This is a genomic window from Desulfatibacillum alkenivorans DSM 16219, assembly GCF_900142135.1.
In the GTDB taxonomy this organism is placed as follows: Bacteria; Desulfobacterota; Desulfobacteria; order Desulfobacterales; family Desulfatibacillaceae; genus Desulfatibacillum; species Desulfatibacillum alkenivorans.
This window is the reverse complement of the sequence record NZ_FQZU01000001.1, coordinates 111,085-134,165: the sequence shown is the minus strand read 5'-3', so window position 1 is coordinate 134,165 and position 23,081 is coordinate 111,085. Positions and strand designations below refer to the sequence as shown.

Genomic DNA, 23,081 nt, shown 5'->3' with positions numbered 1-23,081 from the left:
GCCATGTTCGACGCTCCGGCTGCACCCCAGCCCTCGCCTCCTGCGGACGACAACGCAGCCATGTCTCAGGACGAACTGGACGCCATGTTCGACGCGCCAGCTGCGCCCCAGCCCGAGGAGGGGCCCAAAAAGGGATCCAAGCCTGCGCCTCCGCCCCAACGCAAGGCCCCGGCCACCCCTAAGGAAAAAGGAATCGCCCCTGTTTTTCAGGCCGCCGGGAAAAAAAAGAGCGTTTCCTGAATAAAAGCGTTTAGAACGGAAGTTGGACGGGGTTTATGATGCTTTATGGCTTGAAATGCATTCCAAATCTTGAGAAATTTCGATTATTGGTTTATATTATCCGGCTATGAACAGACGCTGGAAATTGTGCGAGCCGAATCTGGAAGCTGTGGAAGCCTTGTCCAAGTACCTGGGGTGCCACAAAGCCATCGCCGGGGCTATGGTCAACCGCGGCATCCGGGAGCCCGGCGCGGCGGAACGCTATCTGGGTCCGTCTTTGACGGATCTGCCGTCTCCGTTCACGCTGAAAGACATGGATAAGGCGATCGCACGAATCATCCACGCCATCCAGGCCCGGGAGAACATCCTGGTGTTTGGAGATTATGACGCGGACGGGGTTTGCAGCACCGCGTTGCTTACCGAATTTCTGCTGGAAGCGGGGGCGAGGGTGTTTTTCCACGTACCCCACCGCACCCAGGAAGGCTACGGCTTTTCCCCGCAGCATATCCGCAATCCGGTGTTATCCAAAAAAATCCAGCTTGTCATAACAGTCGATAACGGCATCAGCAGTCACGAAGCCATTGAAGAGGCCAGGCAGGCGGGCGTGGACGTCATTGTCACCGACCATCACACGCCTTCGGAAACGCCGCCTCCCGCCCTGGCCGTCATCGACCCTAAACTTCCGGGATGCCCTTCAGGCCTGGACCACCTTGCCGGGGTGGGCGTGGCCTTTTATTTGTGCATCGGCCTGAGAACGGCCATGCGGGAACAGGGATTATGGTTGGAAGGCAAAGAGCCCAACCTCAAGCACAAGTGCGACCTGGTGGCCCTGGGCACGGTTGCGGACATGGTCCCGCTGGTTGGGGAAAACCGCATTCTGACCCGGGCGGGCCTGGAAATCATGGGAGCGGCGGCGAGACCTGGGGTCAAAGCCCTCTTGGACGTTTCCGCCGTGGATAACTCCACGGTTACGGCTCATGATCTCGCATTTCGGGCGGCGCCCCGCCTTAACGCTCCGGGAAGAGTGGATCACGCCAACAAGGCCGTGGAGCTTCTTCTTGAAAAAAGCAATTCAAGAGCCCGCCAGCTTGCCTGGGAAATAGACGCGCTGAACCGGAAAAGACAGCGCATGTCCGAGGATTTGTATCACTCGGCGCTTTCCATGCTTAAAACGGATCACGATTTAAAGGGAAAACGCTCCCTGGTTATGGCCCATTCCGGCTGGCATCCGGGCGTAATAGGCATAGCGGCAGCCAAACTGGTGCGGGAGTTCAATTGCCCGGTTGTGCTGATCAGCATGGACAAACGCACGGGAAAAGGGTCCGCCAGAAGCATTCCGGGGGTGGATCTTTACCAGGCTTTGCAGGCGTGCGAATCCCAGTTGCTCGCCTTTGGGGGCCACGCCCAGGCCGCGGGGTTGACCATTGACGATCAAAGCATCGAAACCTTTCGCGGCATGTTCGACAATCAGGTCTTGGAAAAAAGCACCGACCGGGATTTCGAACGCGTGCTGACCATAGACTATTCCGTGGACCCCATGGAAATCGGGCCTGATTTCGCCAATCAAATAGAAAGCATGGCGCCCTTTGGCATTGCCAATCCTGAACCGGTTTTCATTTCCAAGGAGGTTGGCATCAAGCAAGGCCCCACAGTCGGCAGGGGGCACCGGAGAATGGTTTTTCACAGCGGAGAAGGCGGCGCCAAGCCCTTGCAGGCCATCTGGTTTAACGCACAGAATCAGCTTGTGCCATCCATCGCCGGCGCCGTGGCTTACAGGGTGCAATGGAACAGGTGGAAGGACAGGCAAACGGTTCAGGCCGTTGTCGAGGGAATTCGGGAAGGATAGTTTTTTTATGCGGGACCGGCAAGAAGAAGGATCGGGCTGAGAGCCTTTTTTTTCGTCTTAAAAAACATGGGCGGAAAAGCCTCCATGCCCCAAGTTTTTGTTGCATTCATAGCTTGAGGGCAGTATATGGCTTTGAGTCGGAGGAGATGATATGGGAAAAGTATTCAGACCTAGCAATCGAGAATCAAAGATTCTTTCCAAAATTGAGTCATCCAAGGAATACGCCCGCCGCAGGGCGATTCAAAAAATACCTGATGTATTGGACGCTTTATCCAACGCCCTGGCCCAAAAACTAGTGGAAACGGGCCTGTTGGAGACAACCAGTAAAAACGGCGTGGAAGCCGCCATCAGCAAAAGGCTTGAAAAGCTGACCCGGGAAGACGATTTTGACGTGGATTTCAAGGTCGCCCCTTTCCGCAAGCTGGTGGCCCAGCCCCATGTAGTCAGCCTTTACATGACCGCCTTTGTGGTTGAAGACTTGATCAATCACAAGGACGTGGTTGACATCTTCGGGGATGACCTGGACATTTACAAATGCGTCCACAAGCAAATTATTAAACATCTTTCCTAAAACCATGAGAGCGGCGATTCGCCCCCGGCTCGTCAATCCCGATCCCTTTGACGATCCCGGTCTTTTTATTCATTTTGCGTTTGTCAAACGCGCCATTCTATTTGACTTGGGCGACCTGCACGCTCTATCCCCCAAAGACATTCTGAAAATCTCCCATGTTTTTGTGAGCCACACCCACGTGGATCACTTTGTCGGGTTTGACCAGCTACTGCGCATTTGCCTGGGGCGGGATAAAATCATTCACATGTTCGGCCCCGAGGGAATCATCGAAAACACCGCCGGAAAGCTCCAGGGATATAGTTGGAACCTGCTGGAGAATTACGAAAGCGAATTTGGTTTCAGGGTCACGGAAGTCTATGAAGACCGTTTGGAAACGTGCAATTTTACTACCTTGGGGGAGTTCAAGCCAACGCAGAGGGTGGTAGAGCGGGATCATGGAGGCGTTCTTTTAGCGGAGCCGGATTTTACCGTGAAAGCGAAAATCCTGGATCACGGCATGCCCTGCCTTGGATTCGCCCTGAACGAAAGGTTTCATGTAAACATCCTGAAAGCCAGGCTGGAGGATTTGGGCATGGAAGTGGGGCCCTGGCTGAGAGAGTTCAAGCAATCCCTGTACGCATCCAAGGACTGGTCCGAGCCTTTCACCGTCCCCATGCCCGATGGGAAGGACAAGTCCTTCACCTTGGCGAAACTGGCCGAGGCCGTTACGCTCATAACTCCGGGCCAGAAAATTGCGTATATTACGGATGTCGCGGGTCATGCGGATAATCAGAAAAAAATCCTGGCCCTGGCTGAAAATGCAGACCAACTGTTTATCGAGGCGTCGTTTACCAACGAAGACGCCGAGCATGCGGCCGCCAGAAACCACCTGACGGCCGGACAGGCGGGCGAGTTGGCGAAAACGGCCAAGGCCCGCCAGATGATCAACTTCCATATTTCGCCCAGATACCAGGAAGAGCCGGAGTTGATCCTTGAACAGGCTCAGCAGGCTTTCGAAGCCCAAGGGGAATAACCCGCCGCCGGAGAAACATCCTCGCTTACATGGAGGCAGCCTATGCCGGAACGAAAAAATCTCATTTTTTTTATATCCCTGGGGGTTTTGCTGCTTTCTTTACTGCTGACCCAGGGCTGCAGCACTTCAGGGCGCGTCGCCGTTGAAACCGAGCCCCAGGCCGCCGGGGGAGTTTCCATGTCGGCCTCCCTGGCGCCAACGCCGGCGGCCAAGGCCTTTAAACAGCCTGTTTTCAAAGGGGATTTGGGCGGCGTGATCAGCAACTATACGGGAAAATTCTTACAGGACTCGGGCGCTCTTGTGGCCCCGCCCCAAAAGGATGAGGCCGACGATGTTTCAAAGACCAAGGACTTTTCGGAAAAGATTAACATCAATCTGCTCATCATCGGCCAGGCGACCTCCTCCTCTCACGACGTGAGGGGATCGGACATGGTCACCGTGCAGGAGGGGACCGGGCAGTACAAAACCGAAAAAAGCCTGTTCGGCGAGGAAACCACGGTGGAGATCAAACGCAGCGTCATGAAGCCCGTGCCCTTCATTGTGCGTCAGGCATCCCTCAAGGTGGACTATAAGATTGTGGACCTCAAAACGGACACCGTACTGCAGCAGGATTCCATCCAGGAGGATCTGGAGGAAAAATTCGGCGGGGATCTGGAATACAAGGAGTTTGCAGGCCGCAAGTTATGCCAGGCGCCCTCCAAGCAAGACAGCCTGGAATTTCTGGCGAAAAAGATTTCCCAGAAAATTGCAATCAGAGCCCTGGCGCTGGATTAAGGGCGAGACTTCGCGGGGATCCAGCGTTATTTTTTGGATTCACTTTTGAGTATATTGACTTGTCTAAAGATTGGCGTCAGTCTTTTCTATCAAATTCCATCCGGATGGCCATGCCAAGGTTCTTGGTGGTGTAGGGTTTTTTCACGTATTGCAGGACCCCGAGATTTCGGGCTTTTTCCATCACTTCCGCCTCAAAATATCCGCTTGTAATGATGGCTTTCTGGTGCGGGAGCATGCCTTTGATTTTCTCCAACAGATCCAGCCCGTCCATGTCGGTTCCCAGAACCGTGTCCACCATGACCAGGTCCATTGGGGTGCTGTCGAGAATAACCAGGGCTTCGGGTCCGCTTTCCGCCAGCCTGACCTGATATCCCAATTTTTCCAGAACTCTTTTCGCAAGAACCTGTTGTTGCGGGACGTCCTCTACAACCAGGATGCTTTCGTTATTGCCCAGACACTCCTCCCATGCCGGGTCATCAGGCTCTTGGACGATGGGATCTTCAGTGGCCGGAAATCGGAGAAAAAAAGTGGTCCCTTTTTGGGGGGAGCTGGAAACGTCAATATGGCCTTTGTGATCCTGAACCGTCCCCCACACCACGGCCATGCCCAGGCCGGCGCCGCTTCCGCCCACCTTCTTTTTCGTATAAAACGGCTCGAAGATGCGGCTGAGTTCGATTTCGTTCATTCCGATTCCGTTGTCGGCGACAATGAGCAAAGCATAATTGCCGGGTTCCATCCCTTTGTCTTTGGCGGCGCTTTCCTCCATCCGGCTGTTCATTGTGGAAATATGGACATCCCCTCCGTGGGGCATGGATTCCGCCGCATTGGAGACCAGGTTCATCACGCTTTTACGCAAATGCACTTCCGATCCTTTGATATTGTGCAGGTCCGGATCGGGAGTAAAACGCACGTTCAACCTGGGGTGGTAGGCGTGGAGTTTGTTGTACTCCGGGGAATTCAGATAATCCTGAATGACCGCATTGAGGTTGAGCGCCTCCATTTCCATCACGCCGCGGCGAGCCAGGGTTAGGAGGTCCATGACAATGGCGGAGGCTCTCAGGCCGGAGTCCCGTATGACGGCCAATGAGTCCCGCATGGCTTTGTCTTCTTCGGGGCAGTCGAGCATAAGCAGATCCGGATAGCTGACTATTCCTGACAGGACGTTATTCAGGTCATGGGCCACGCCCCCGGCCAAAAGGCCGATGGCCTCCATCTTCCGGGACCGGTCCAACTGCGCTTCCAGGCGCATTTTTTCTTCTCGCGCCGCCTTGCGTTCCCGGTTTTCCCTTGAAATATGGACGACTCGCTCCACCTCCCCCGCTTCGTTTTTGATGGGATAGGTGAACACGTCTTCGTAGCTGATATCCCCGTTCGGCTTATAATGAATGTGTTCGTCGTATGCAGGCAGGCCGGTCTGGTAGGTTCGAACCATGGGGCATGTGTGATTGGCGCCGGAGCAAGGTTCGGTGCTGTTGTGCGTAAACTCGAAGCATTTTGCGGCGCGGGAGGGCTCCAGAAGTTCGCCGAATTGCTGATAGGCGGCTTCATTGGCGTTGATGACTTGGTAAGTCAATGGGTCCACCACGGCGATGGGATCGGATATGCTGTTAAAAATCGCCTCGCCGAACTCCTTTTCATAACGCAGTTTCTTCTCCGTATCCGTAAGCGAGGCAACCATCCGGCCGGCCCTTAGCAATAAAAGGATGATCATGCCCTCCATGCAAAAAACCACTATGATCAGCAGAAGAGCGGACCCTCTAATGAGGCTGCTCAGAGCGTCCCGGGCCCTGGTGATGTCGTAATAGGTTTCCAGCGCGCCCCAGAATTGTCCGTTGCGCATAATCGGCACATAGATTTCGGCCACATGGGCGGAGACGGTCTTGCCCTCCGCGGATTTTTCGTTTTTCTTCACCAGCTTTGTGTAGGCACCGCCCTGCGCCACAATCTCATGAAAATAGTCATGGGTGTTGCGGTCTCCCAGCTCTTTTGGATCGGACGAGTAGATGATGTCTCCCCATTTGGAAAACACCCGGACTTTCCGGGCGCCCAAATCTTTTTGCAGGATATTGGTTTCTTTGAGTATTTCCCCCGTTATCATTTCCGGACCAAGGTCCCCGCGCACATCATCGAACCATCCCGCCCAGTGCTTGGTAAAGCGAACCGCTTCGTCCTCCACCAACTGAATCAGCACGCCCTGAAATTTGGGATAAATGAGGCCTATAACGACGCATGGGACCAAAATGGCTGCCAACAGGGAGGCGAAAAAGACGTTCCGTAAAAAAGGTATGTTCCACATTCTTCGCATAAATCATTCAACCGCCGGTTATTGATGAAGCCTGCACTGCTTGAGCTTTGGCCGTATTCCTGGATGGTGCGCGCCGCCGATGATACCGTCAATGACAGGGTGTTTTGAGCGGCCATGGGGCTTCCATAGAAGATCGGGAAAAAAATATGCAAGGTTTATGCCTTTAAAAATAATGGAATCGGGGCGGTTTTGGGGGATTCATGAAAAAAGCCGAAGCGCTTGCCAGGCGCTTCGGCTTGTAGGGCGGTTTTGGAATTTAAACTCTTTATTCCGGCTTAAGAAGGACGTTCTCCCGGACGCTTTCCGCGTAAAGCCGGTTCTGGATATACAGGCCCAATGCCGAAACCGCCCGGTCCGCCGAGGGGATGACCGCGATTTGATGCTCCATAAAAATCTTAACGTAAGCTGCGTAGTCATGGCCTGCATCGGCTATGGCCACCAGGGGTTTGGTCAGGTTTCCGGCAATCTTGGGCAGCAGCACGGCGATGCTGTTGGGCGCGGAAAAGCTGCGGGGGTCTTCCGGGTCCAGGGGAAGGGTCGCCAGTCCGGGGGACACAGGGCAGATGCTCAAAACCGTGGCGTCCACGTTGGGATCTTTATCAAAGACCTCCAGGGCGGCCACGTGCAGGGCGTCGTCCCCGGCCGGGGTAGTATCAAAGGGGTTCTTGGCTTCCACCAGGCCCGACAATTTATTGGCGGTCAAAATCGAGTCCAGGCTTTCCTTGGCGGAAGGCGAAAAATCCGCCAGCTTCATGCGATAATCGTCGGACTGGAGGCTGTCGGCCATGGCCACGGCCTCAAAGCCTGCGGAGCTTAAAAGAGCCAGGCGATTGCCGCCCACGGGCTTGGAGTGCAAGCGCTGGGCCAGCAGAAAAAGGTCTTCAAACTGGGCGATGTTCTGGGCCACCATGCCGCCGGACTGACGCACGCAGGATTCGCAGACCATGTAGTCGCCGGCCAGGCTGGCGGTATGGCCCGAGGTGGCTGTCTTGCCTTCCGGGGTGCGCCCGGCCTTGTAGAAAATGACGTCTTTTCCGGCCAGAACCGCCTTACGCACGGCTTTGCTGAAGGATAGGCCGTCAAGGTCCTTGAAGCCTTCCGCATACACCCCGATGACCTGGATTTCCGGGTCTTCCGTCAGATAGGTCATGACGTCGCCTATGGTCAGGTCGTTCTGGTTTCCGATGGAAATCAAATAAGCCGGGTCCAGTTCGGGCCTGCAGCTCAGGCGGGTCATCATAAAGGCGCCGCTCTGGGACACAAAGGCGGCGTTGCGGGGCCGCTTGCCTCTTTGCTTGGGCGCCTTTTCCTCGGGGATGAACAGGGTGTCAAAGGCGCCGGGATGGCTCAAGACGCCCACGCTGTTGGCGCCTAAAAACACAGGCCCCGCGCTTCCGTCCCGCCGGGACTGGTCAATGCGATCCATGATGGCCGCTGCCCGGTCCTTGCTCTCTTCCGTCTCCCCCATGCCTCCGGGGATGAGAATGACCGACCGCGCCGCATTGTGGGCGAGCACCTCCTCCACCACGTCGGGAACTTTGATGGAGGGCACGGCCACCACCAGCAGGTCCAGGGGGGATTCCAGGGATGAAAGGTCCGGGATGCAGGCCACGCCTTCAAAGGAATCCAAGCCCGGCCTTAGGATGAAAACCTTTTCCTTGGGGAAGCCGGCCAGGAGCACGTTGTCCAGGATGATGCGCCCGAAATTCACCCGGGTGGTGGAAACCCCCACAATGCCGATGCTTTCGGGCTTAAGCAGGCCGGAAATCTGGCTGATGGGCCTGCCCGCGGGCTGAGCCCCAGGCGAGGAAAACTTGGCCAGGCCGTCCAGGGGCACCATAAGATAGTCGCTGAAGGCGAAGGGATTGTATTCCAGTTCTTCTATGACAAAGGGAGCCTCCGGGTTTGTAGGGGAATACCGGTTGGCCAGTTCAATCAGGGCTGCAAAGCACTCGATCAACTGCTCGTCCGTGACAATGCGCCTCTGACCCCGGGTGAGGCCGGCCAACTTCTTGTACGAAATGGTCTGCTTGAAAAGCTCGAAAAAGGCCATGCCGCCGGTCATGACCGTGGAGGCGGCCACAATGGCCTGGCCCTTGCGGAAACGCTCGGCGTAAAGCTCGGTGTCCGTGCCGCCCAGGCCGGCGCTGATGATCATGCCGAACTCCCGGGTGTTCCGGATGCCCACGATCATCTCGTTGCCGAAGGCCTCGGAATCGGGCGGCATAAACTGGACCATCAATACGCCCTTGATGTCCCGGCTGACCGCCTGGCGCAGGGCGTCGCCTTCCAGCCCTTTGTATCCGTCCGGGCAGTGGTTGGGGTTGCGCTCGATCATGACCGCATAGTTTTCCGGCACTTCGTACAGCATGCGCCGCCACGCGGAGCGAATCCTGGACGGATCCTTGTCCACGACCTTAACCCCGCCCACTTCCGTTTTGTGCAATATATACGGAGAAACGATCTTGAGGACCACCTTGTCTCCAGGCAGGGCCGTCAACTCCTCGTCCGAGGGAACCACCCCTTTGACGATCAGATGGGTTTTGGGAGGGGTTTCCGCCCCGATGTTGCGAATCAGGTCGTAGGCTTCATATTCAAACAGGTAATTGCGGCCTTCCCGGGAAGCCTGTCCAAAGAGCCCGTCAATTTCCTGGAAGTTAATGTTTAAGACAACCGGCAGTTCCTCTTTTCTGATTTCCATAATGCGTGTCCAATCTCCTTCCCTGCTGGCAAATTTTAGCAAGACTTATAGTCAAGGCATATATCAGGTATTTACGCTTAGGCAAATTAATAAAAGTACCCTGGTATCTCCGCGAGCGTATAAGCCTTTGACGCCGTAAGACAAAAAGGCTATGATGCCAGCCTAATCTATATTCGGGGGGGATATGGCAGCATCTATCATTACAGCATTTCTCTATTCCTTGTCATTCCCTTTTTTTTCCCTCTGGCTGCTTGGCTTTGCGGCCCTGGTTCCCTTTTTGGTTGTTCCGGCTAAAAATCCCCCGGTTTGGAAAAGGGCGGCCCTGGGTTTTGTTCTGGGCGCGGGGCTGGTGCTGGGAACGGCGCACTGGCTGTTTTACGCCTTGATTCACGAGTTCGAAAAACCATGGACAACCGCGGTTTTGTTTGTCTTGGGATTCGCCGTTCTGCCGTACGGCCTTTTATATAGTTGCTTCTCCATGGCCTTTGGTTACTTAAAAAAACGGTCGCTCTATTTTTTTTGCCTGGTTTTTCCCTCCCTGTGGGTCCTGACCGAGCTGTTAAAGCAAATAATCCCCATCATGATTCCCTGGGCCGACCTGGGTTACGCTGCCTTGGGAGGCGGGTATTACGTCCAGGTCGCCGACCTGTGCGGAGGAGTTGGGGTTTCCTTTTTGCTGGCCATGGTGAATGGGACGATAGCCTATCTGGCCATGGAATTATTTGAACAGGAAAAACGAAGTTTAACTTTATGGTTGATGAAAAACAAGGCGGGCATAGCGGTTTTGGCTCTGGCATTGGGCGGGCCGGTTTTATACGGCATGGCCCGGACGGCTCAAATAGAATCCCCGCATGAAGGCAGAACCGTGGAGGCGGCTTTGGTCCAGGCCTCTTTTTCGCAAAAGGAGCGTTGGAGCGGCCTGGGCTTTGTCAACAGGGTCAGGACCTACGTCAAGCTCTCTGATTTTGAGAACGCCGCCTCCCCTTTTGTCGCCGTGTGGCCGGAGACGGTCCTGAACTCCAGCGCCATGGTGAATGACGACTTCTTCCGGGAGGTGATTCAATCCATCGGTCCGGACGCCTTGCTGATTACCGGAGGCTTGCGAAAAACGCCGGACGGCCACGGAACATTCAACTCGGCGTTTTTCATCTCAGGCCGGGGCCGGGTGAGCGCCTACGACAAGCACATCCTCCTGCCCTACTCCGAGAATACGCCCATGGGTCAGGACGTGCTGGGAGACTATTACACCGCCCCTTCTCAATTCGTCCCCGGCGTCTCGCCGCTTGCCATGGACACGCCCATGGGAAAAATGGGCGCAAGCATCTGTTTTGAAATCCTGTACTCCGGCCACGTGCGGCGCTCCGTCCGGGAAGGCGCCCAGGTTTTGGTAAACCTTTCCAATGATTCGTGGTTCAACTCCACCATGCCTTACATGCACCTGGACGCCGCCCGCATGCGGGCTATAGAAAACCGGCGTTGGCTGTTGCGAGCCTCCAACAGCGGTTTTAGCGCCCTCATCGCCCCGGACGGAAGCATCCAGGCCAGGTCGGAGCTTGGCGCCCGGCAGGCCATCAGGGGCGGTTATTCGCTTTCCGATGAGATAACGCCGTACACCCGCTTCGGCCCCTGGATCTTATATCTGGCGGGCCTGATCGTCGCGTCTGCGGTTTTCACCCGCAAAAGGACCTGATTCCCTGAGGATCAGGCGACCACCCAGACCGCAGACTTGTTAGCGAGTTGCATGACCTTGTACCCTACCCGGCCCATGAAAAACTCCTGAACCCTGGACAGGCCCCGGCGTCCCACCACAATAGTTCCAATGTCGTTCTTCACGGCATAGTCCACAATGGTTTCAGCCCGGCTGTAAACGTCTGAAATGAAGTGGGTGCGGACCTTGTCCGCAGGCGCGCCCTCGGCGATCACCCGCTCCTTGAGATGGTCCAGGAAGCCGAGTTGCTCCCGCTGATGCTCCCGGAGCCTTTTCTGCAGTTCCTCGTTTTCCACGGTCATGCGAGCCTCCACCATGACCGGAGAATAACCCATGAGCCCTCGCTGCACATGAAGCAGAATGTACTCGGCGTCGCTTCCCCTGCCCATGGAGACGGCCGCCTCCGCGGCGCGCTGCGCGCCTTCCGAGGGATCCACGGCCACCAAAATCTTTCCCGGGTTGGGCTTGCCGCCGATAAACCAGACCGCCGTGCCAGAGACGCGTCCCAGCAGCTTGTTGGCCACGCTGCCCAGAACAATGTCTTTGATCCGGCTAACGCCCGTCCGGCCCAGGACCACGGCGTCGTAGCCCGACTGCACTTCATAAGCGATATCCCGGGCGATGCCGACCTTCTTATCCTGGATGTTCTCCGTGATGTTTTCCTCCGGATGCCCCGCCCGGACCAAGGCGGCCTTGGCGGTTTTCATGAACTCCTCCATCTGCCTTTTCTGCCCCAAAAACCAGGCGTGGCTGGTGTGAATCCACGCCCGGCCCCCGGCGTAGGCGTCCAGGTCGTAATAAATATCCGGAATGGTGGGCAAGACATGGAAAAGGACGAAAAAGGCGTTACCCGGGGCCAGAATTCCAGCCGCATACTCCACCGCGTTGTAGGATTGCTCGGACCCATCCAGGGCCAGTAAAATTCTCTTGGGATGCTCGTTCATATTCTCCCCCTTGGCTTAGGGTGTAAGAGTCGTCGGCGAAGGCCTGCCAGCCTTTCATATCCTGTAACGGCATAATCCGTACCAAAGCAAACCAAAATGCCAGCCGCAGCAACATGCTGTATTTAAAAGCCAATTTACAAATTTTCTGCATTTGGGATGAATTTGGAGGAAGTGAAAATGTAAAGCCTGTTTACAATGCGTAAAGGTTAACCAAGTAAAAAGTCTGAGGCGCCGAAAGCGGGATGCCAGCCGGAGCGCCGCACAAGGATTTGAGGGGATAAAAAGCCCATTACCTGCACTTTCATAAAACTGAATAAAATAACATTATATATATGGTATATACGTAATTTAATATTAAATAGAGCCAGTTTTCATGATTGATTTTCCATAGCATTCCTGGTAAATACTATAGCGTTTGACGCCGGACATTGCGATAGTCAGCAGCGGCAATTCCTTGTTTTCTCTCTTAATCAAGAAACTCCACCCAAGACGATGCATTCAGCAGGAACGGGAACGCAGGCATGGAACCGCAGTACAGCATTATTTGCCACGGAGCAGTTTTACCGGAAAAAACCCCTCTCAAAACCAAAAAAGACCTTACCCCCCTGTTCGGACGCCACGCCGCCCAGTTATTGGCGGCCTTAAACGCAGGCCGGCCTTATGTCCGGAAGGACTTGTCCCTGGAGCAGGCGCTTAAGCTCAAGGCCGCCTTTGACGAGGCCGGTCTGGAAATCATGGCGGCCAGGACATATAAGTGCCCTTGTTGCGGACACATCCAGAGTGCGGACGGCCCGTGCGAAAAGTGCGTGGCCGTGGATCTTGATTTGGAAATCGCCCAGGATTTGCAAAAGAAAATCTACCCGGAAAACAGCCAGGCGAGCTGGAAGGAAGTGGAACTGAAAACTGGCGCCGAGCCCCGGGAAAGCGATCTTTCCTCCCCTTTTTCCGGCCTGATTTTCTCCAAGAAAGATCTGGAGCCTGACGGCGTTTACTCCCTGGTTTTTACGGGGGAAATTCAACAGGGATTTGAGCGGGATTCGGTGAGGCAAAGCCTGACCCAGGAGTTTAGGACCGAATTTTTCAAGGTGTCGGCGCCCCTGGTGAAAGGGAGCGACTACATCATCAATGGGTTGAGCGGCGTGGAAGCCCAGGCCCTGCGAGAGCGGTTTGAAAGCGCCGGCGCTTTGGTGGATATTTTTTAATTTGTAAAAAGGACTGCCTTTTACGATTTTCTGCAACCCCACAATCACCAAAAATATTGTTGATTTCAGATAATTCCATATGCATTCCCACGCGAAGCATGGGAATAAGAAGATTTTGACCTTGCCGGTTTAGTTGATCGGCCTGCCGCGGCAAGCAATGCCGGGGGCCGAAGGCCAATAAGGCGACCGGATCGTGTTTGAATTCCCATGCGCCAGGGCGAACCTGCCTGTTTTAAAATCAGGGTTCAACCTGCTTTTTCAGGGCCGCAATCCATCATCCATTCCCACTTGCTTTCCAGGCCGCACTTATTGCGCTGACGCGCCCCGCAGCAAAAAACGCTGCCGGGGCTGGCCTGTTTCTGAACTCCCCGGCGGATGGAATAGTCTCCGCCGCACCCGCACAAAACGATAGGGCGGCGCATGCCCGCCAATTACTCGCACGATTTACTTGCACAATTGGATGAATTGCTTGACCCACGGGGCGGGCGGGGCTATAATTATACAGATGTGAAAAGAATCCCCAATGGAACCCCTTAATGTCTTCATGAAGGAGAATCAAGGCTCATGGATCTTAACGAAAAATACATGCCTGTAGTGGAAACCATCCAAAAGGCCGGAGGAACGCCTCCTCCCACCACCCCCACCCTGGTGGAACTGATCAAAGAAGTGATCAAGGAAGATGAAATCGATTTTATTCTGGCCTTTAATGAACAAAAATCCCAAACCATGGAACAGCTTAAGGCGAGCACGGGCCTGAGCGAAGACGAGATCAACGCCAAGGTGGAAGTCCTGGCCAAACGGGGCGTGATCTTTAACCAGCCCAACAGCAAGGGCATAATGGTCTTTAGGCTGCTGCCCCTGTTCAACGTGGGCATTTTCGAGTACATGTTCATGAAAAAGCTGGAGATCACGCCGGAGACCCAGCGCATCGCCGCTTTGTTCACCAAAATGTTCGACGAACATCGCGGGCTGGTGAAAGAGCATTACGAAGACGTGGTGAAGATGGTCAAGAACATCCCGCCCATCGACCGCACCGTGCCTTACACCACCAACCAGGACAGCGGCCAGAGCATTTCCATTGAGATCAACCAGAGCCTGGGCGACGTGGAAGAGACCCACATGCCCTTCCAGGACGTGAAGGACATCGTTGCGAAATTCGACGACATCGCCGTGGGCCACTGCTTTTGCCGGCATCACAAGGACGTTGTCGGGGATCCCTGCAAGCAGACCGACTCCCGGGAAAACTGCTTTACCTTCGGCAAGTCCGCGCGCTACACCTCGGCCCAGGGATTCTCCCGCATGGTGACCAAAGAGGAAGCCCTGGCCATTTTGACCAAGGCCGAAGACGATGGTCTGATTCACAAGGCCTATCATCCGGGCTTTAACTCCAGCCGCGACGAAACCAGCATTTGCTCCTGCTGTTCCTGCTGCTGCGGCAACGCCCACGGCATGACCATCGCGGGCACGGCCAACGAGGCCTGGTTCATGGCCGTGGTGGATGCGGAAAAATGCGTGTCCTGCGGAACCTGTGCGGAAAAATGCGGAACCCAGGCCATGACGCAAAGCGAAGACGGCTCTCCGTCCTTGAACAAGGATCTTTGCATCGGCTGCGGCGTGTGCGCCCATTTTTGCCCGGAAAACGCCATCAGTCTGGTTCAGAACCGGCGGATCGTGTACACCACGCCTCCGCGTCCGGAATAGTGCTGATAAAAAGGGTGGCCGTACATTGCGGTTTTAAGGCGCACAACCAAACGGCCAATGCTCTTTGGGGCAAACTTTAAAAATGATGCTGGAAAACCTGGACTGCCGCGGTGTTTTCCGGTTTACCCGCCAATAAAAAACACGGCCCGCCTCCCCTTTTTGGGGAAGCGGGCCGTGTTTTTAAAAATGGATGAACCTAATTATATTAGGGCGTAATCCGGATGGTGGGGAACATGCCCCGCATTTCTCCTTCCGGGTAAGGTTCGATGGTGTTGTAGGACTGGTTGCGGCCCATCTGGGCGTGGCCGGACTGCTCGCCGCTTTCAAAGAAGGCGCCGTTGGCCTCCAGGATGTGCTCGATGCGGTGGGCGAAGGCGCTCACAAAGGCCTTTCCGCTGCCGTGGAAGTGCATGTTGCCCCGGTTCAGCTCCCCTTCCAGGTTGATGAAGTCCTCCATGGACATGCTGTTTTCCTCGAAATCCTTTTGGTTGCGGATATATCCCCAGACAAAATGGGCCGGGGGAACGGTCAGGGGCTCTTCCAGGTCCATGATGGTGTGGGGCATGATCACGCAATTGCTGCCTACGGTGAGGGGGCATTCCTCGGATCCTCTCAGAAAGGCGTTGAACCCGACGAATCCGTCCTCGCCCATGGTGGCGTGGATGATTTTTCCGCCGTGGGCCGTGACGTTATTGCCCTTCAGGTGGGAATCGATGATGTAGCAGTTTTCCTGGGCGTTGGCGCCCTTGCCCAATTTGGAGTCCTGGATGTACGCCCGCTGGGCGATGAGGACGTTTTCCATGATTTCCACGTCGCCTTTGATCACGGCGTAGCGGGAAACCGCAGCCGTCTCATTGGCCTGCCTGTCGGCGTCGCACGAATACCGGCCGAAGATTTCCTCAAAATCCTCCTGCCTATCCTCCACAAAGTCGATCAACAGCCCGCCGGGCTGTTGGCCTTTTTCAAAGGATATATACTTGGGCAGGACTTCCGTGGGGAATTGATACACAAAATCAAAGTCGTCCCCCGATTTGATCCATACCTCTCCGGCGTCCACGCGCTCGTGCCGCAGTTCGCCGACCTGTACATAAGCGTATTCGCCCACCACGCAGTCGTGGCAACTGGTCAGATCCACGGTGGCGTAGGGGCCCAGAAAGCACCCTCGCATGGATGCGCCGTGGATGTTTGCATAATGCATGGAGACGGTGTTTCTGATTGCAAATTCCGCCAGGTTTTCCGGATCGTGGGAAAAGTTATGCACCAGATTCTTGATGAGAAAGCTGTCCTTAATGTAAATCTTTTCGTCTTTTTGCAGGACGACCTTGATGTCGCCCACCATGATTTCGTCGCCTTTCTGCTTGAGTTCGTCGCCGCGCACGTCCGTTTTGTAAATCAAGGACCGGTCAACGTCGCAATTGCCCAAAAAATAGCTGCCCGCCAGCGCTGACCGCTGGAAGCTGAAGGATACGGGATGATGCAGGGTCATTCCGTAAAATGCATAAAACTTCCAAAGATTTTCAATGGGGATCATGCCGCGCACATAAGGCCCCACGTCCTGGGAAAACTCTCGCAGGTTGATGTTCGCCCTCGAGATGATTAATTCCATTAGTTCTTCGATTTTAGTCATGGCTCGGTTCCTTCCTGATCGCCTCAGTCATGGCTTGCTCAAAACCTATTTGATGAATAGGCTCCCTAGTGTCCCAGCATGACTGTTTAGCATGTTTCCCCCGGGGGTTCAAGCGTCCCTAAAAGGAACGGACGGCCTTTTGCGTACTTTTGCAATGCCTCAAAAATACATATTTCCATCAAAAATCATGAAATAAAACCACCTGAGATGCGCAAAAATAAGTCCTGCTTAACCGGATTAGGTTGACATTACCCCCGCCATCCGCCATACTGGCAAGGTCTTAAGCTTCACTATGCATCCCCCCAAAAAATTGGTTCCCATTATGAATTTTAGGCAAATAGCCATAGCCTTATTATCCTTGCTTGCAGGCGCGCTTGTGTATTTGGCGGACAGGCCGCCGGAAGCCACATGGTTTGTTCAAAATCTTCCGTTCAACCTCAGCCTTCACGACTATGCCGGAGGATTTTTAGGGGGCTTGGGAAAATTTTTGCCCGCTTTCGTGCATGTATTTTCCTTTTCCGTTCTAACCGCTGCGGTCTTGGGGGAAAGCAGGATAATCCGTTTGAACGCCTGCCTGTTCTGGCTGGTTGCGGACACGGCCTTTGAACTGGGGCAGAAGTTTCCCCAACAGGCTGTAAAACTGGTTCCCGGCTGGTTTTCCCAGGTTCCCATATTGGATCAAACGAGCCATTATTTTATGAACGGCAGCTATCACCCCTTGGACGTCCTGGCAGGCGTTGCAGGGGCGGCGGCCGCCTATTTTATTTTATCAATCACCAAACAATCCCATCCATCCAAGCAATCACAACCCATTAACCTGCACGATCAACAAGAGGAGGGTATCGCATGAAACAAGTAAAGGGACCCTATTGGCTGGTGCGCACCTTATGCCTGATTTGCGTACTTGCGGTAGGCTTTGCAACCACCATCGCCACCACGAGCAGCGATGACGACGATGATTTTTCACAAACCATTCTTAACGGTAAGTTTTTGGACACGGCGGTTGCGGGCCTGGGTTATGAATCCGGGGCGGATTCCGGCCTGACCAATGGTTTGGGGGAGTTCGATTACCTCAAGGGAAAGACCATCCGTTTTTATTTAGGCGGAATCCAACTGGGAGGCTGGGCGAACGTGGGCCCCATCCTGACGCCCATGGACCTGATCGGCGGCGCCTTGGATTACACGGACGAGGAAGTCACCAACATCCTGCGCTTTCTCCAGACCATAGACAGCGATCAGGACTTGTCCAACGGCATCCAGATCACCGCTCAAATGCGGGCCAACGCCGCCAACCTGACTTTGGATTTCACCGAGCCCAACTTCTCGGCCAACGCGCAGGCTATCATCGACCAGATAATGGCCCCTGCGGCGGCGGGGACCTACACCCTGATTGACGCAGCAACGGCCCAAAAGCATTTCCGTGAAACCCTGTCGGACCTCTCTAACGTCGTACTGACCAGGGACGACCTGGGTGTGCCCATCATCAACGGGCCTCCCGGAGCCTCTTTGTACGACATGTTCACCAAGCTGGGCTACGCCGTGGCGCAGGACCGCCTGTGGCAGATTGAAACCTTCCGCAGAACCGCCAACGGCCAACTGGCCGAACTGTTCGGCCCCGGCTACGTGGAAGACGACCTGCTCATGCTCACCACCGGGTACACGGACGAAGAAATCCAGGCCGCTTTTGACGCCATGGACGACAAGTACAAGTCCATCATCAAAGGCTACGTCAACGGCATCAACACCCACATTGACGAAATCATGGACGATCCGTCCCTGCTTCCCGTCGAATTCGCCGGGACCAGTTGTCCGCTCACTTACTGGGATGAGCTGGACATCCTGGCCTGGGGCGCAACCATGCAGCGCAACTTCGATCCCGAAGGACGCGGCCTGACCGGCCAGATCGACAACATGTCCCTCTGGGCGGAACTGGAAACGAACTACGGCACGCTCCAAGGCTGGGGCATGTTTGAAGACCTGCGCTGGGTCAACGATCCGGACGCGCTGACCTACATCCCCGCCCCCGTAGTACCGGCGGCAAGTACCAAAAGCGCGCCTGAATCCCCCGGATACATGGACATGGATCCGGACGCAGCCGCGGCCCTGGCCCAATCCATGCGGGAGCGCCAGGAAAACAACATCGAAAACCTCAAGGCCATCAACGCCTACGTGAAGATGGGCTCCTACGCCTGGGTGGTGGACGGAACCAAAACCGAAAGCGGCAATCCCATCATCTACTCCGGGCCCCAAATGGGCTTTTCCGTGCCTTCCATCATCGGCGAAGCCAGCATGAAGGGCGCAGGCCTGAACGTCTCCGGCATGTACGTTCCCGGCATCCCCGGCATCGTCATCGGCCGGACTCCGCACCATGCATGGTCCATGCAGGTGGGCCACGCCCACACCCTGGATTATTATTGGGACAGCGCGTGCGACATCGTCATGTCCCGGACCGTGACCATCAACGTGGCCGGCGATTGTCCGCATGAATACACCCTGTACCGCACGGAGCACGGCCCCATCGTCAACCCCATGCCTTTCGATCCGGCGACCTATTCCTTCGACGGAACCAACCCCATTCTCTCCACCAAGTACTCCCATTGGGGATATGAACTGAATCTGGTGGAGCCCGTCTACCAGGTGGATACGGCGACCAGCATGGACGAGTTTGGAGCCGGCATTGAAAATATGGCCCTGTCCCAGCATTTCTGTTACGCAGACAAGGACGGCAACATCGCCTACTGGATGTCCGGCCGCAACCCGGTCCGGCCCGCCGGCGAATGGAGATTCCCGCAAGGCGCCGCAGCCCCGCAGTTGGAATGGGACGCCGCCGTCTTGCAGGCCCGCTCCACGGACCGCAACACGGACCAGCATTACTACTGCGGCTGGAACAACAAATCCAACATCGACTACGATAACACCTACAACAACTTCGGCTATTTCTTCGGACCCTTCCATCGCGCCCACGTGGTGGACGAGTACCTGGCCGCCAATGACGACCTGACCTTTGAGGAAGTCCGCGACCTGGCTTTGAACATCGCCGCCACCTACTCCTTTGGCGGCGGCGGCAACCCCTGGGCCTTTGTGGATGACGAGTTCACCGCAGCCGTAAACGCCTATAACGCCATTACGCCCACCCAGGCTTTCACCGACGCACTCACCCTGCTCCAGAACTGGGACGGCCACTTTGTGGACGGCGGCGAATCCTTTTGGGCCGAAGGCGAAGACAGGGCCGACGCCTGGATCCTCATGGACGCCTGGACCCGGGAAGTGGTTCGTCTGACCTTTGAAGACGAGTTCTCGGCGGCCATTTACGACGCCCAGAACACGCAGCTGCTCTTCAACGTCATCCTCCACTCCTTCCCAGGCTCCGCCATCCAGAATAACTACGACTGGTTCCAGAACGCCGACCCCTCGGCGCCCCAGACCTTTGACGACATCGTGGTCGCGGCTCTGGACAACGTCTTGGATGACCTGGGCGCTCAACCCTGGGGAGTCGGAGAGCGCGGCGTCATCGAGTACTGGCATCCTGTTCTTGGCGTTAAGGTTTGGGAAACGCCGTTCTCCGCCCGCTCCACCTACGCCCATTGCGTGGAATACGGCCCCTCCGGCCCCGTCCGGGTGGAAAGCATGTTCCCCTTAGGCCCCAGCGGCTTCATTGATACGAGCCAGAACTTTGATCCGTATTATTTTTCGCTTACGCCTTACTATGACGTGTTCTCGCCCCGGGACTTCCCTGTTCCGCAATAAGGGGGAGGCGCCCTGGCGCAAGCTGAGAAAACTTTATAAGCAACCATAAACAAACGGGGAGGCCAGCCGGCCTCCCCGTTGCTTTTTTGCATTTCTTTTGCTTTGCCTGCCAAGGAATATTTGCTAATCTAAACCCAACGAAAAGAGCAACGGCTGGAGCCAACGGAACAGTCTGGAATTGAACTGAAAATGCAAGGCGAGCCCGTCAAGGATAAAAGAAACCCGCCCGGCGAGGAGACATAGATGAGTGAAGCGGAAATCATTAACGTTGCAACCCTGGAAAACGAAATCGAAGCAAGGCTGTTAGGGGCGATTCTGGACGAGAAGGAAATCGTCCACACTATATTGTCCTATCACGATACGGCCTATGACGGCATGTACCAGGTCCAAAAGGGCTGGGGCGTAGTGCGGGCCGAGCAGGAATATAAGCAAGAGATCAGGGCCATTCTCGATGATTTGCGTTCGGGCGAGGGCATGGTGGATATGCCCGAATCCGGCGGCGGCGAGGAGGAAGAGGAATAGCTAGGCTTTTTCAACTCCGCCGCATTCAATGCGCCTGGCTGGATTGAGGTGAAAGAGGGGCGACGCAGCGACTCTCTTGTTCTTATGTTGGCGGCATGCGATTATCGGATGTTTTTGGGTCGTAAAAAAAGCGCGGATCCATGCTGCGGAATCCTTTGGGGACGCGGGCTTTTTTCCGCCGGAACGTCACCAAATTTTATTCTTCGGCGTCTTGAATTCCCAAGGGGGAAGTGATATCGTCCGTGCGAAAAGATCGGTTATCATCGTTGTGTTTCGCCGGAGCCCGCAAGGGGTTTGCGGCTTTAACGCGGTTTTTAGCATGAATATATAGAGGTGATGCCATGACACAATCGACCGCAGTATATTCCCAGGATTTCTTGAAAGCCTTGGAAATCGGACGCCCGCCCAATATCAAAAAACTGTTTCCCAATTCCCGGGCGCTCATTGTGAGCGGAAAATACATAGACAGGGCCATGCTCGCCAAAGGCGGCGCCATGACCATCGCAGCCAACGGCAGAAGCAACCTGGTCATCCGGGGCTCTTTGGCCGCCGCGCAGCGGGCCAATGCCGCAATCATTATCGAAATCGCCCGTTCCGAAGGCGGCGCCAGCTCCTATTGCGCCACCAATTACTGGAACATCGCCCGGCAGGTGGACGCTTTGTGCAATGAAATGGGCGTGACCGCGCCCGTGGCCATCCACGCCGACCATTACGGCATTAAAAAGCCCGAAGACGTGGCGCCGGCCGCCGTGGAAATCCCCACCTTGTTTGAAGCGGGAATCACCTCCATCGCCATTGACGCTTCCCATATGCCTGACGCCCAGAACCTGGCCGCCAACCTGGCGCTTAACGAATTTGTGCCGGACTGGGCCGGATTGGAAACGGAAGTAGGCGAGATCAAAGGAAAATCCGGCCTTTCCACGGTGGACGAGGCTAAATTCCTCATCGCCGGGCTCAACGCCCACGGCATCGTGGCTGACTGGATCGCCCTGAACAACGGGACCACCCACGGCATTGAGGCCAGCGATCAGGGAATCCAGGTGGAATTGACCACGGAAATCCATAAGGCCCTGGAGCCTTACGCCACCTCCGGCGCCCAGCACGGCACCTCGGGCAACAACTCGGACCGCCTCCGCCGCATCGCCGCCGAAACGCACACCACCAAAGCCAACGTGGCCACGGCCCTGCAGATGATTTCCTGGGGCCTGGAAGTCAACGATTACGGCAACGCGCAACTGGACGCCGACGGCAATTTCATCAAGGTGAAGGGCCAAGGCCTGACCGAAGAGCTTTGGGAGGAAATGAAAGCCTACGCCGCCAAGCAGGATTGGAAGGGCGGCAATTACAAAAAGCTCAATCTGCCCTTTGAAAACAAGATCATGGGCCAGCCCCAGGAAGTGCGGGCACGCATGGCCAAACGAGTGGAAGACTTCGTCTATACGCTCCTGACGGACGTATTCAACGCCGGAGACACCGCGCCCCTGGCCATCGAAGCCATACTCAAGGCGGGATCCCACGATCCCGGCCCCAAAGCCGAACGCATCGAAGACCCGGCGGATTGGACCCCGGAGAAATACCAAGCGCGCGCCGCCTCCCTGGAAAAGGAAGACGGGCCGGAAGGGGATTTTGACGATTAGCATGGTCAAAAAAGCCTTTTGCCGTTTTTGCGGAAGCCTGCTTGGTGAAAAACATGTGGAAGGCAGGCTCCGCCTGCATTGCGATGAATGCGGACTCACCAACTACCGAAACCCAGTCCCTGCCAGCGCCCTGGTTGTGGTGGACTCCCGGGGCCGATTGCTGTTAGTCAAGCGCAATGTGGAGCCCAAAATCGGCATGTGGTGCCTGCCCGGGGGATTCATGGAAATCGGCGAGCAGCCCGAAGAATGCGCCCTGCGCGAGCTTGCCGAAGAAACCGCTTTGACAGGCAGGATCGAAGGCCTCCTGGGCCTTACCAGCAGTTCCAATTCAGACTACGGAACCGTCCTGCTCATGGGCTATCTGGTCCGGGAATACAGCGGAGAACCCGCCCCTGGAGACGACGCCCAGGAGGTAGCGTTTTTTCCGCCGGATGACCTTCCCGAGCTTGCTTTTGACAGTCACAAACGCTTTGTGCGCATTTATCTGGCCGGGTATCGCATTGAAAAGCCGGTCTATTAAAGGCGCAAAAACGGCGGGCGCCTGCCGCGCCAAGAGAATAGAGGC

Annotated in this window: 18 protein-coding genes; 13 read left to right on the top strand and 5 right to left on the bottom strand. The window is 55.6% G+C overall.

The genetic code is table 11. The annotated features are described in order from the left end of the window. From BUE18_RS27785 to BUE18_RS00535, 5 genes are all read left to right on the top strand, one after another. Nucleotides 1-240 (top strand): hypothetical protein (locus BUE18_RS27785; protein WP_211482769.1); only part of this gene is annotated, 240 nt, incomplete at its 5' end. A gap of 106 nt (nucleotides 241-346) precedes the next feature. Continuing rightward, nucleotides 347-2,065 carry a single-stranded-DNA-specific exonuclease RecJ gene (gene recJ, locus BUE18_RS00550; protein WP_073471854.1) on the top strand — a complete coding sequence of 573 codons (1,719 nt, stop codon included), beginning with the start codon at nucleotides 347-349 and terminating at the stop codon, nucleotides 2,063-2,065. A 151-nt stretch (nucleotides 2,066-2,216) separates the two neighbouring features. Next, a complete protein-coding gene (locus BUE18_RS00545) occupies nucleotides 2,217-2,636 on the top strand; it encodes a hypothetical protein (protein WP_073471853.1) in 420 nt (139 codons plus the stop codon). A 4-nt stretch (nucleotides 2,637-2,640) separates the two neighbouring features. Beyond that, nucleotides 2,641-3,648, top strand: a complete 1,008-nt coding sequence (locus BUE18_RS00540) for a ribonuclease Z (RefSeq protein ID WP_073471851.1) — start codon at nucleotides 2,641-2,643, stop codon at nucleotides 3,646-3,648. Between the two features lie 42 nt (nucleotides 3,649-3,690). Continuing rightward, on the top strand, nucleotides 3,691-4,422 hold the full coding sequence (locus tag BUE18_RS00535) for a hypothetical protein (protein WP_073471850.1): 732 nt from the start codon (nucleotides 3,691-3,693) through the stop codon (nucleotides 4,420-4,422). Between the two features lie 76 nt (nucleotides 4,423-4,498). Here the strand turns inward: BUE18_RS00535 and BUE18_RS00530 are convergent, their stop codons facing one another. Both BUE18_RS00530 and BUE18_RS00525 read right to left on the bottom strand, forming a co-directional pair. Next, on the bottom strand, nucleotides 4,499-6,727 hold the full coding sequence (locus BUE18_RS00530) for a hybrid sensor histidine kinase/response regulator (RefSeq protein ID WP_083610675.1): 2,229 nt from the start codon (nucleotides 6,725-6,727) through the stop codon (nucleotides 4,499-4,501). Between the two features lie 265 nt (nucleotides 6,728-6,992). Next, a complete protein-coding gene (locus BUE18_RS00525; protein WP_083610674.1) occupies nucleotides 6,993-9,428 on the bottom strand; it encodes an acetate--CoA ligase family protein in 2,436 nt (811 codons plus the stop codon). 184 nt (nucleotides 9,429-9,612) lie between these two features. On the opposite strand from BUE18_RS00525, the gene lnt reads away from it, so the two are divergent. Then, the gene (gene lnt, locus BUE18_RS00520) at nucleotides 9,613-11,118 is read left to right on the top strand and encodes an apolipoprotein N-acyltransferase (RefSeq protein ID WP_073471846.1); all 1,506 of its coding nucleotides are present in this window, start codon (nucleotides 9,613-9,615) and stop codon (nucleotides 11,116-11,118) included. A gap of 11 nt (nucleotides 11,119-11,129) precedes the next feature. Here the strand turns inward: lnt and BUE18_RS00515 are convergent, their stop codons facing one another. Beyond that, complete coding sequence (locus tag BUE18_RS00515) at nucleotides 11,130-12,080, bottom strand: universal stress protein (RefSeq protein WP_073471845.1); 951 nt, start codon at nucleotides 12,078-12,080, stop codon at nucleotides 11,130-11,132. Between the two features lie 521 nt (nucleotides 12,081-12,601). Between BUE18_RS00515 and BUE18_RS00510 the strand changes: the two genes are divergently transcribed. Further along, nucleotides 12,602-13,282 carry a hypothetical protein gene (locus tag BUE18_RS00510; protein ID WP_073471843.1) on the top strand — a complete coding sequence of 227 codons (681 nt, stop codon included), beginning with the start codon at nucleotides 12,602-12,604 and terminating at the stop codon, nucleotides 13,280-13,282. Nucleotides 13,283-13,527: 245 nt separating this feature from the next. Here the strand turns inward: BUE18_RS00510 and BUE18_RS27780 are convergent, their stop codons facing one another. After that, on the bottom strand, nucleotides 13,528-13,704 hold the full coding sequence (locus BUE18_RS27780) for a hypothetical protein (protein WP_170868223.1): 177 nt from the start codon (nucleotides 13,702-13,704) through the stop codon (nucleotides 13,528-13,530). Between the two features lie 142 nt (nucleotides 13,705-13,846). On the opposite strand from BUE18_RS27780, the gene BUE18_RS00505 reads away from it, so the two are divergent. Beyond that, nucleotides 13,847-14,983: an ATP-binding protein gene (locus BUE18_RS00505; protein WP_073471841.1), complete on the top strand. Its 1,137-nt coding sequence runs from the start codon at nucleotides 13,847-13,849 to the stop codon at nucleotides 14,981-14,983. A 205-nt stretch (nucleotides 14,984-15,188) separates the two neighbouring features. On the opposite strand, the gene BUE18_RS00500 is transcribed toward BUE18_RS00505, so the two are convergent. Further along, nucleotides 15,189-16,610, bottom strand: a complete 1,422-nt coding sequence (locus BUE18_RS00500; RefSeq protein ID WP_073471839.1) for a transferase — start codon at nucleotides 16,608-16,610, stop codon at nucleotides 15,189-15,191. Nucleotides 16,611-16,932: 322 nt separating this feature from the next. On the opposite strand from BUE18_RS00500, the gene BUE18_RS00495 reads away from it, so the two are divergent. The 5 genes from BUE18_RS00495 to BUE18_RS00475 all read left to right on the top strand — a co-directional run bounded on the left by BUE18_RS00495 (nucleotide 16,933) and on the right by BUE18_RS00475 (nucleotide 23,036). After that, nucleotides 16,933-17,460, top strand: a complete 528-nt coding sequence (locus BUE18_RS00495) for a hypothetical protein (protein WP_139264565.1) — start codon at nucleotides 16,933-16,935, stop codon at nucleotides 17,458-17,460. Then, nucleotides 17,457-20,357, top strand: coding sequence for a penicillin acylase family protein (locus tag BUE18_RS00490; protein WP_073471835.1), 2,901 nt, complete (start codon nucleotides 17,457-17,459; stop codon nucleotides 20,355-20,357). The genes BUE18_RS00495 and BUE18_RS00490 overlap by 4 nt, the downstream gene beginning before the upstream one ends. A 243-nt stretch (nucleotides 20,358-20,600) precedes the next feature. Continuing rightward, on the top strand, nucleotides 20,601-20,879 hold the full coding sequence (locus tag BUE18_RS00485; RefSeq protein ID WP_073471833.1) for a hypothetical protein: 279 nt from the start codon (nucleotides 20,601-20,603) through the stop codon (nucleotides 20,877-20,879). Between the two features lie 341 nt (nucleotides 20,880-21,220). After that, nucleotides 21,221-22,516, top strand: a complete 1,296-nt coding sequence (locus tag BUE18_RS00480; RefSeq protein ID WP_073471831.1) for a class II fructose-bisphosphate aldolase — start codon at nucleotides 21,221-21,223, stop codon at nucleotides 22,514-22,516. Continuing rightward, nucleotides 22,506-23,036, top strand: a complete 531-nt coding sequence (locus tag BUE18_RS00475; RefSeq protein WP_244549254.1) for an NUDIX hydrolase — start codon at nucleotides 22,506-22,508, stop codon at nucleotides 23,034-23,036. Before BUE18_RS00480 ends, BUE18_RS00475 begins: the two co-directional genes overlap by 11 nt. Nucleotides 23,037-23,081 lie beyond the last annotated feature (45 nt).

Bases quoted from the DNA above. Each gene is read 5' to 3' on its own strand.
- BUE18_RS00535 (WP_073471850.1), top strand. From the start codon at position 3,691: ATGCCGGAACGAAAAAATCTCATTTTTTTTATATCCCTGGGGGTTTTG.
- BUE18_RS00490 (WP_073471835.1), top strand. From the start codon at position 17,457: ATGAAACAAGTAAAGGGACCCTATTGGCTGGTGCGCACCTTATGCCTG.
- BUE18_RS00500 (WP_073471839.1), bottom strand. From the start codon at position 16,610: ATGACTAAAATCGAAGAACTAATGGAATTAATCATCTCGAGGGCGAAC.
- BUE18_RS00525 (WP_083610674.1), bottom strand. From the start codon at position 9,428: ATGGAAATCAGAAAAGAGGAACTGCCGGTTGTCTTAAACATTAACTTC.
- BUE18_RS00515 (WP_073471845.1), bottom strand. From the start codon at position 12,080: ATGAACGAGCATCCCAAGAGAATTTTACTGGCCCTGGATGGGTCCGAG.
- BUE18_RS00505 (WP_073471841.1), top strand. From the start codon at position 13,847: ATGGATCTTAACGAAAAATACATGCCTGTAGTGGAAACCATCCAAAAG.
- BUE18_RS00485 (WP_073471833.1), top strand. From the start codon at position 20,601: ATGAGTGAAGCGGAAATCATTAACGTTGCAACCCTGGAAAACGAAATC.
- recJ (WP_073471854.1), top strand. From the start codon at position 347: ATGAACAGACGCTGGAAATTGTGCGAGCCGAATCTGGAAGCTGTGGAA.
- BUE18_RS00545 (WP_073471853.1), top strand. From the start codon at position 2,217: ATGGGAAAAGTATTCAGACCTAGCAATCGAGAATCAAAGATTCTTTCC.
- BUE18_RS27780 (WP_170868223.1), bottom strand. From the start codon at position 13,704: ATGCGCCGCCCTATCGTTTTGTGCGGGTGCGGCGGAGACTATTCCATC.
- BUE18_RS00495 (WP_139264565.1), top strand. From the start codon at position 16,933: ATGAATTTTAGGCAAATAGCCATAGCCTTATTATCCTTGCTTGCAGGC.
- BUE18_RS00480 (WP_073471831.1), top strand. From the start codon at position 21,221: ATGACACAATCGACCGCAGTATATTCCCAGGATTTCTTGAAAGCCTTG.
- lnt (WP_073471846.1), top strand. From the start codon at position 9,613: ATGGCAGCATCTATCATTACAGCATTTCTCTATTCCTTGTCATTCCCT.
- BUE18_RS00510 (WP_073471843.1), top strand. From the start codon at position 12,602: ATGGAACCGCAGTACAGCATTATTTGCCACGGAGCAGTTTTACCGGAA.
- BUE18_RS00540 (WP_073471851.1), top strand. From the start codon at position 2,641: ATGAGAGCGGCGATTCGCCCCCGGCTCGTCAATCCCGATCCCTTTGAC.
- BUE18_RS00530 (WP_083610675.1), bottom strand. From the start codon at position 6,727: ATGCGAAGAATGTGGAACATACCTTTTTTACGGAACGTCTTTTTCGCC.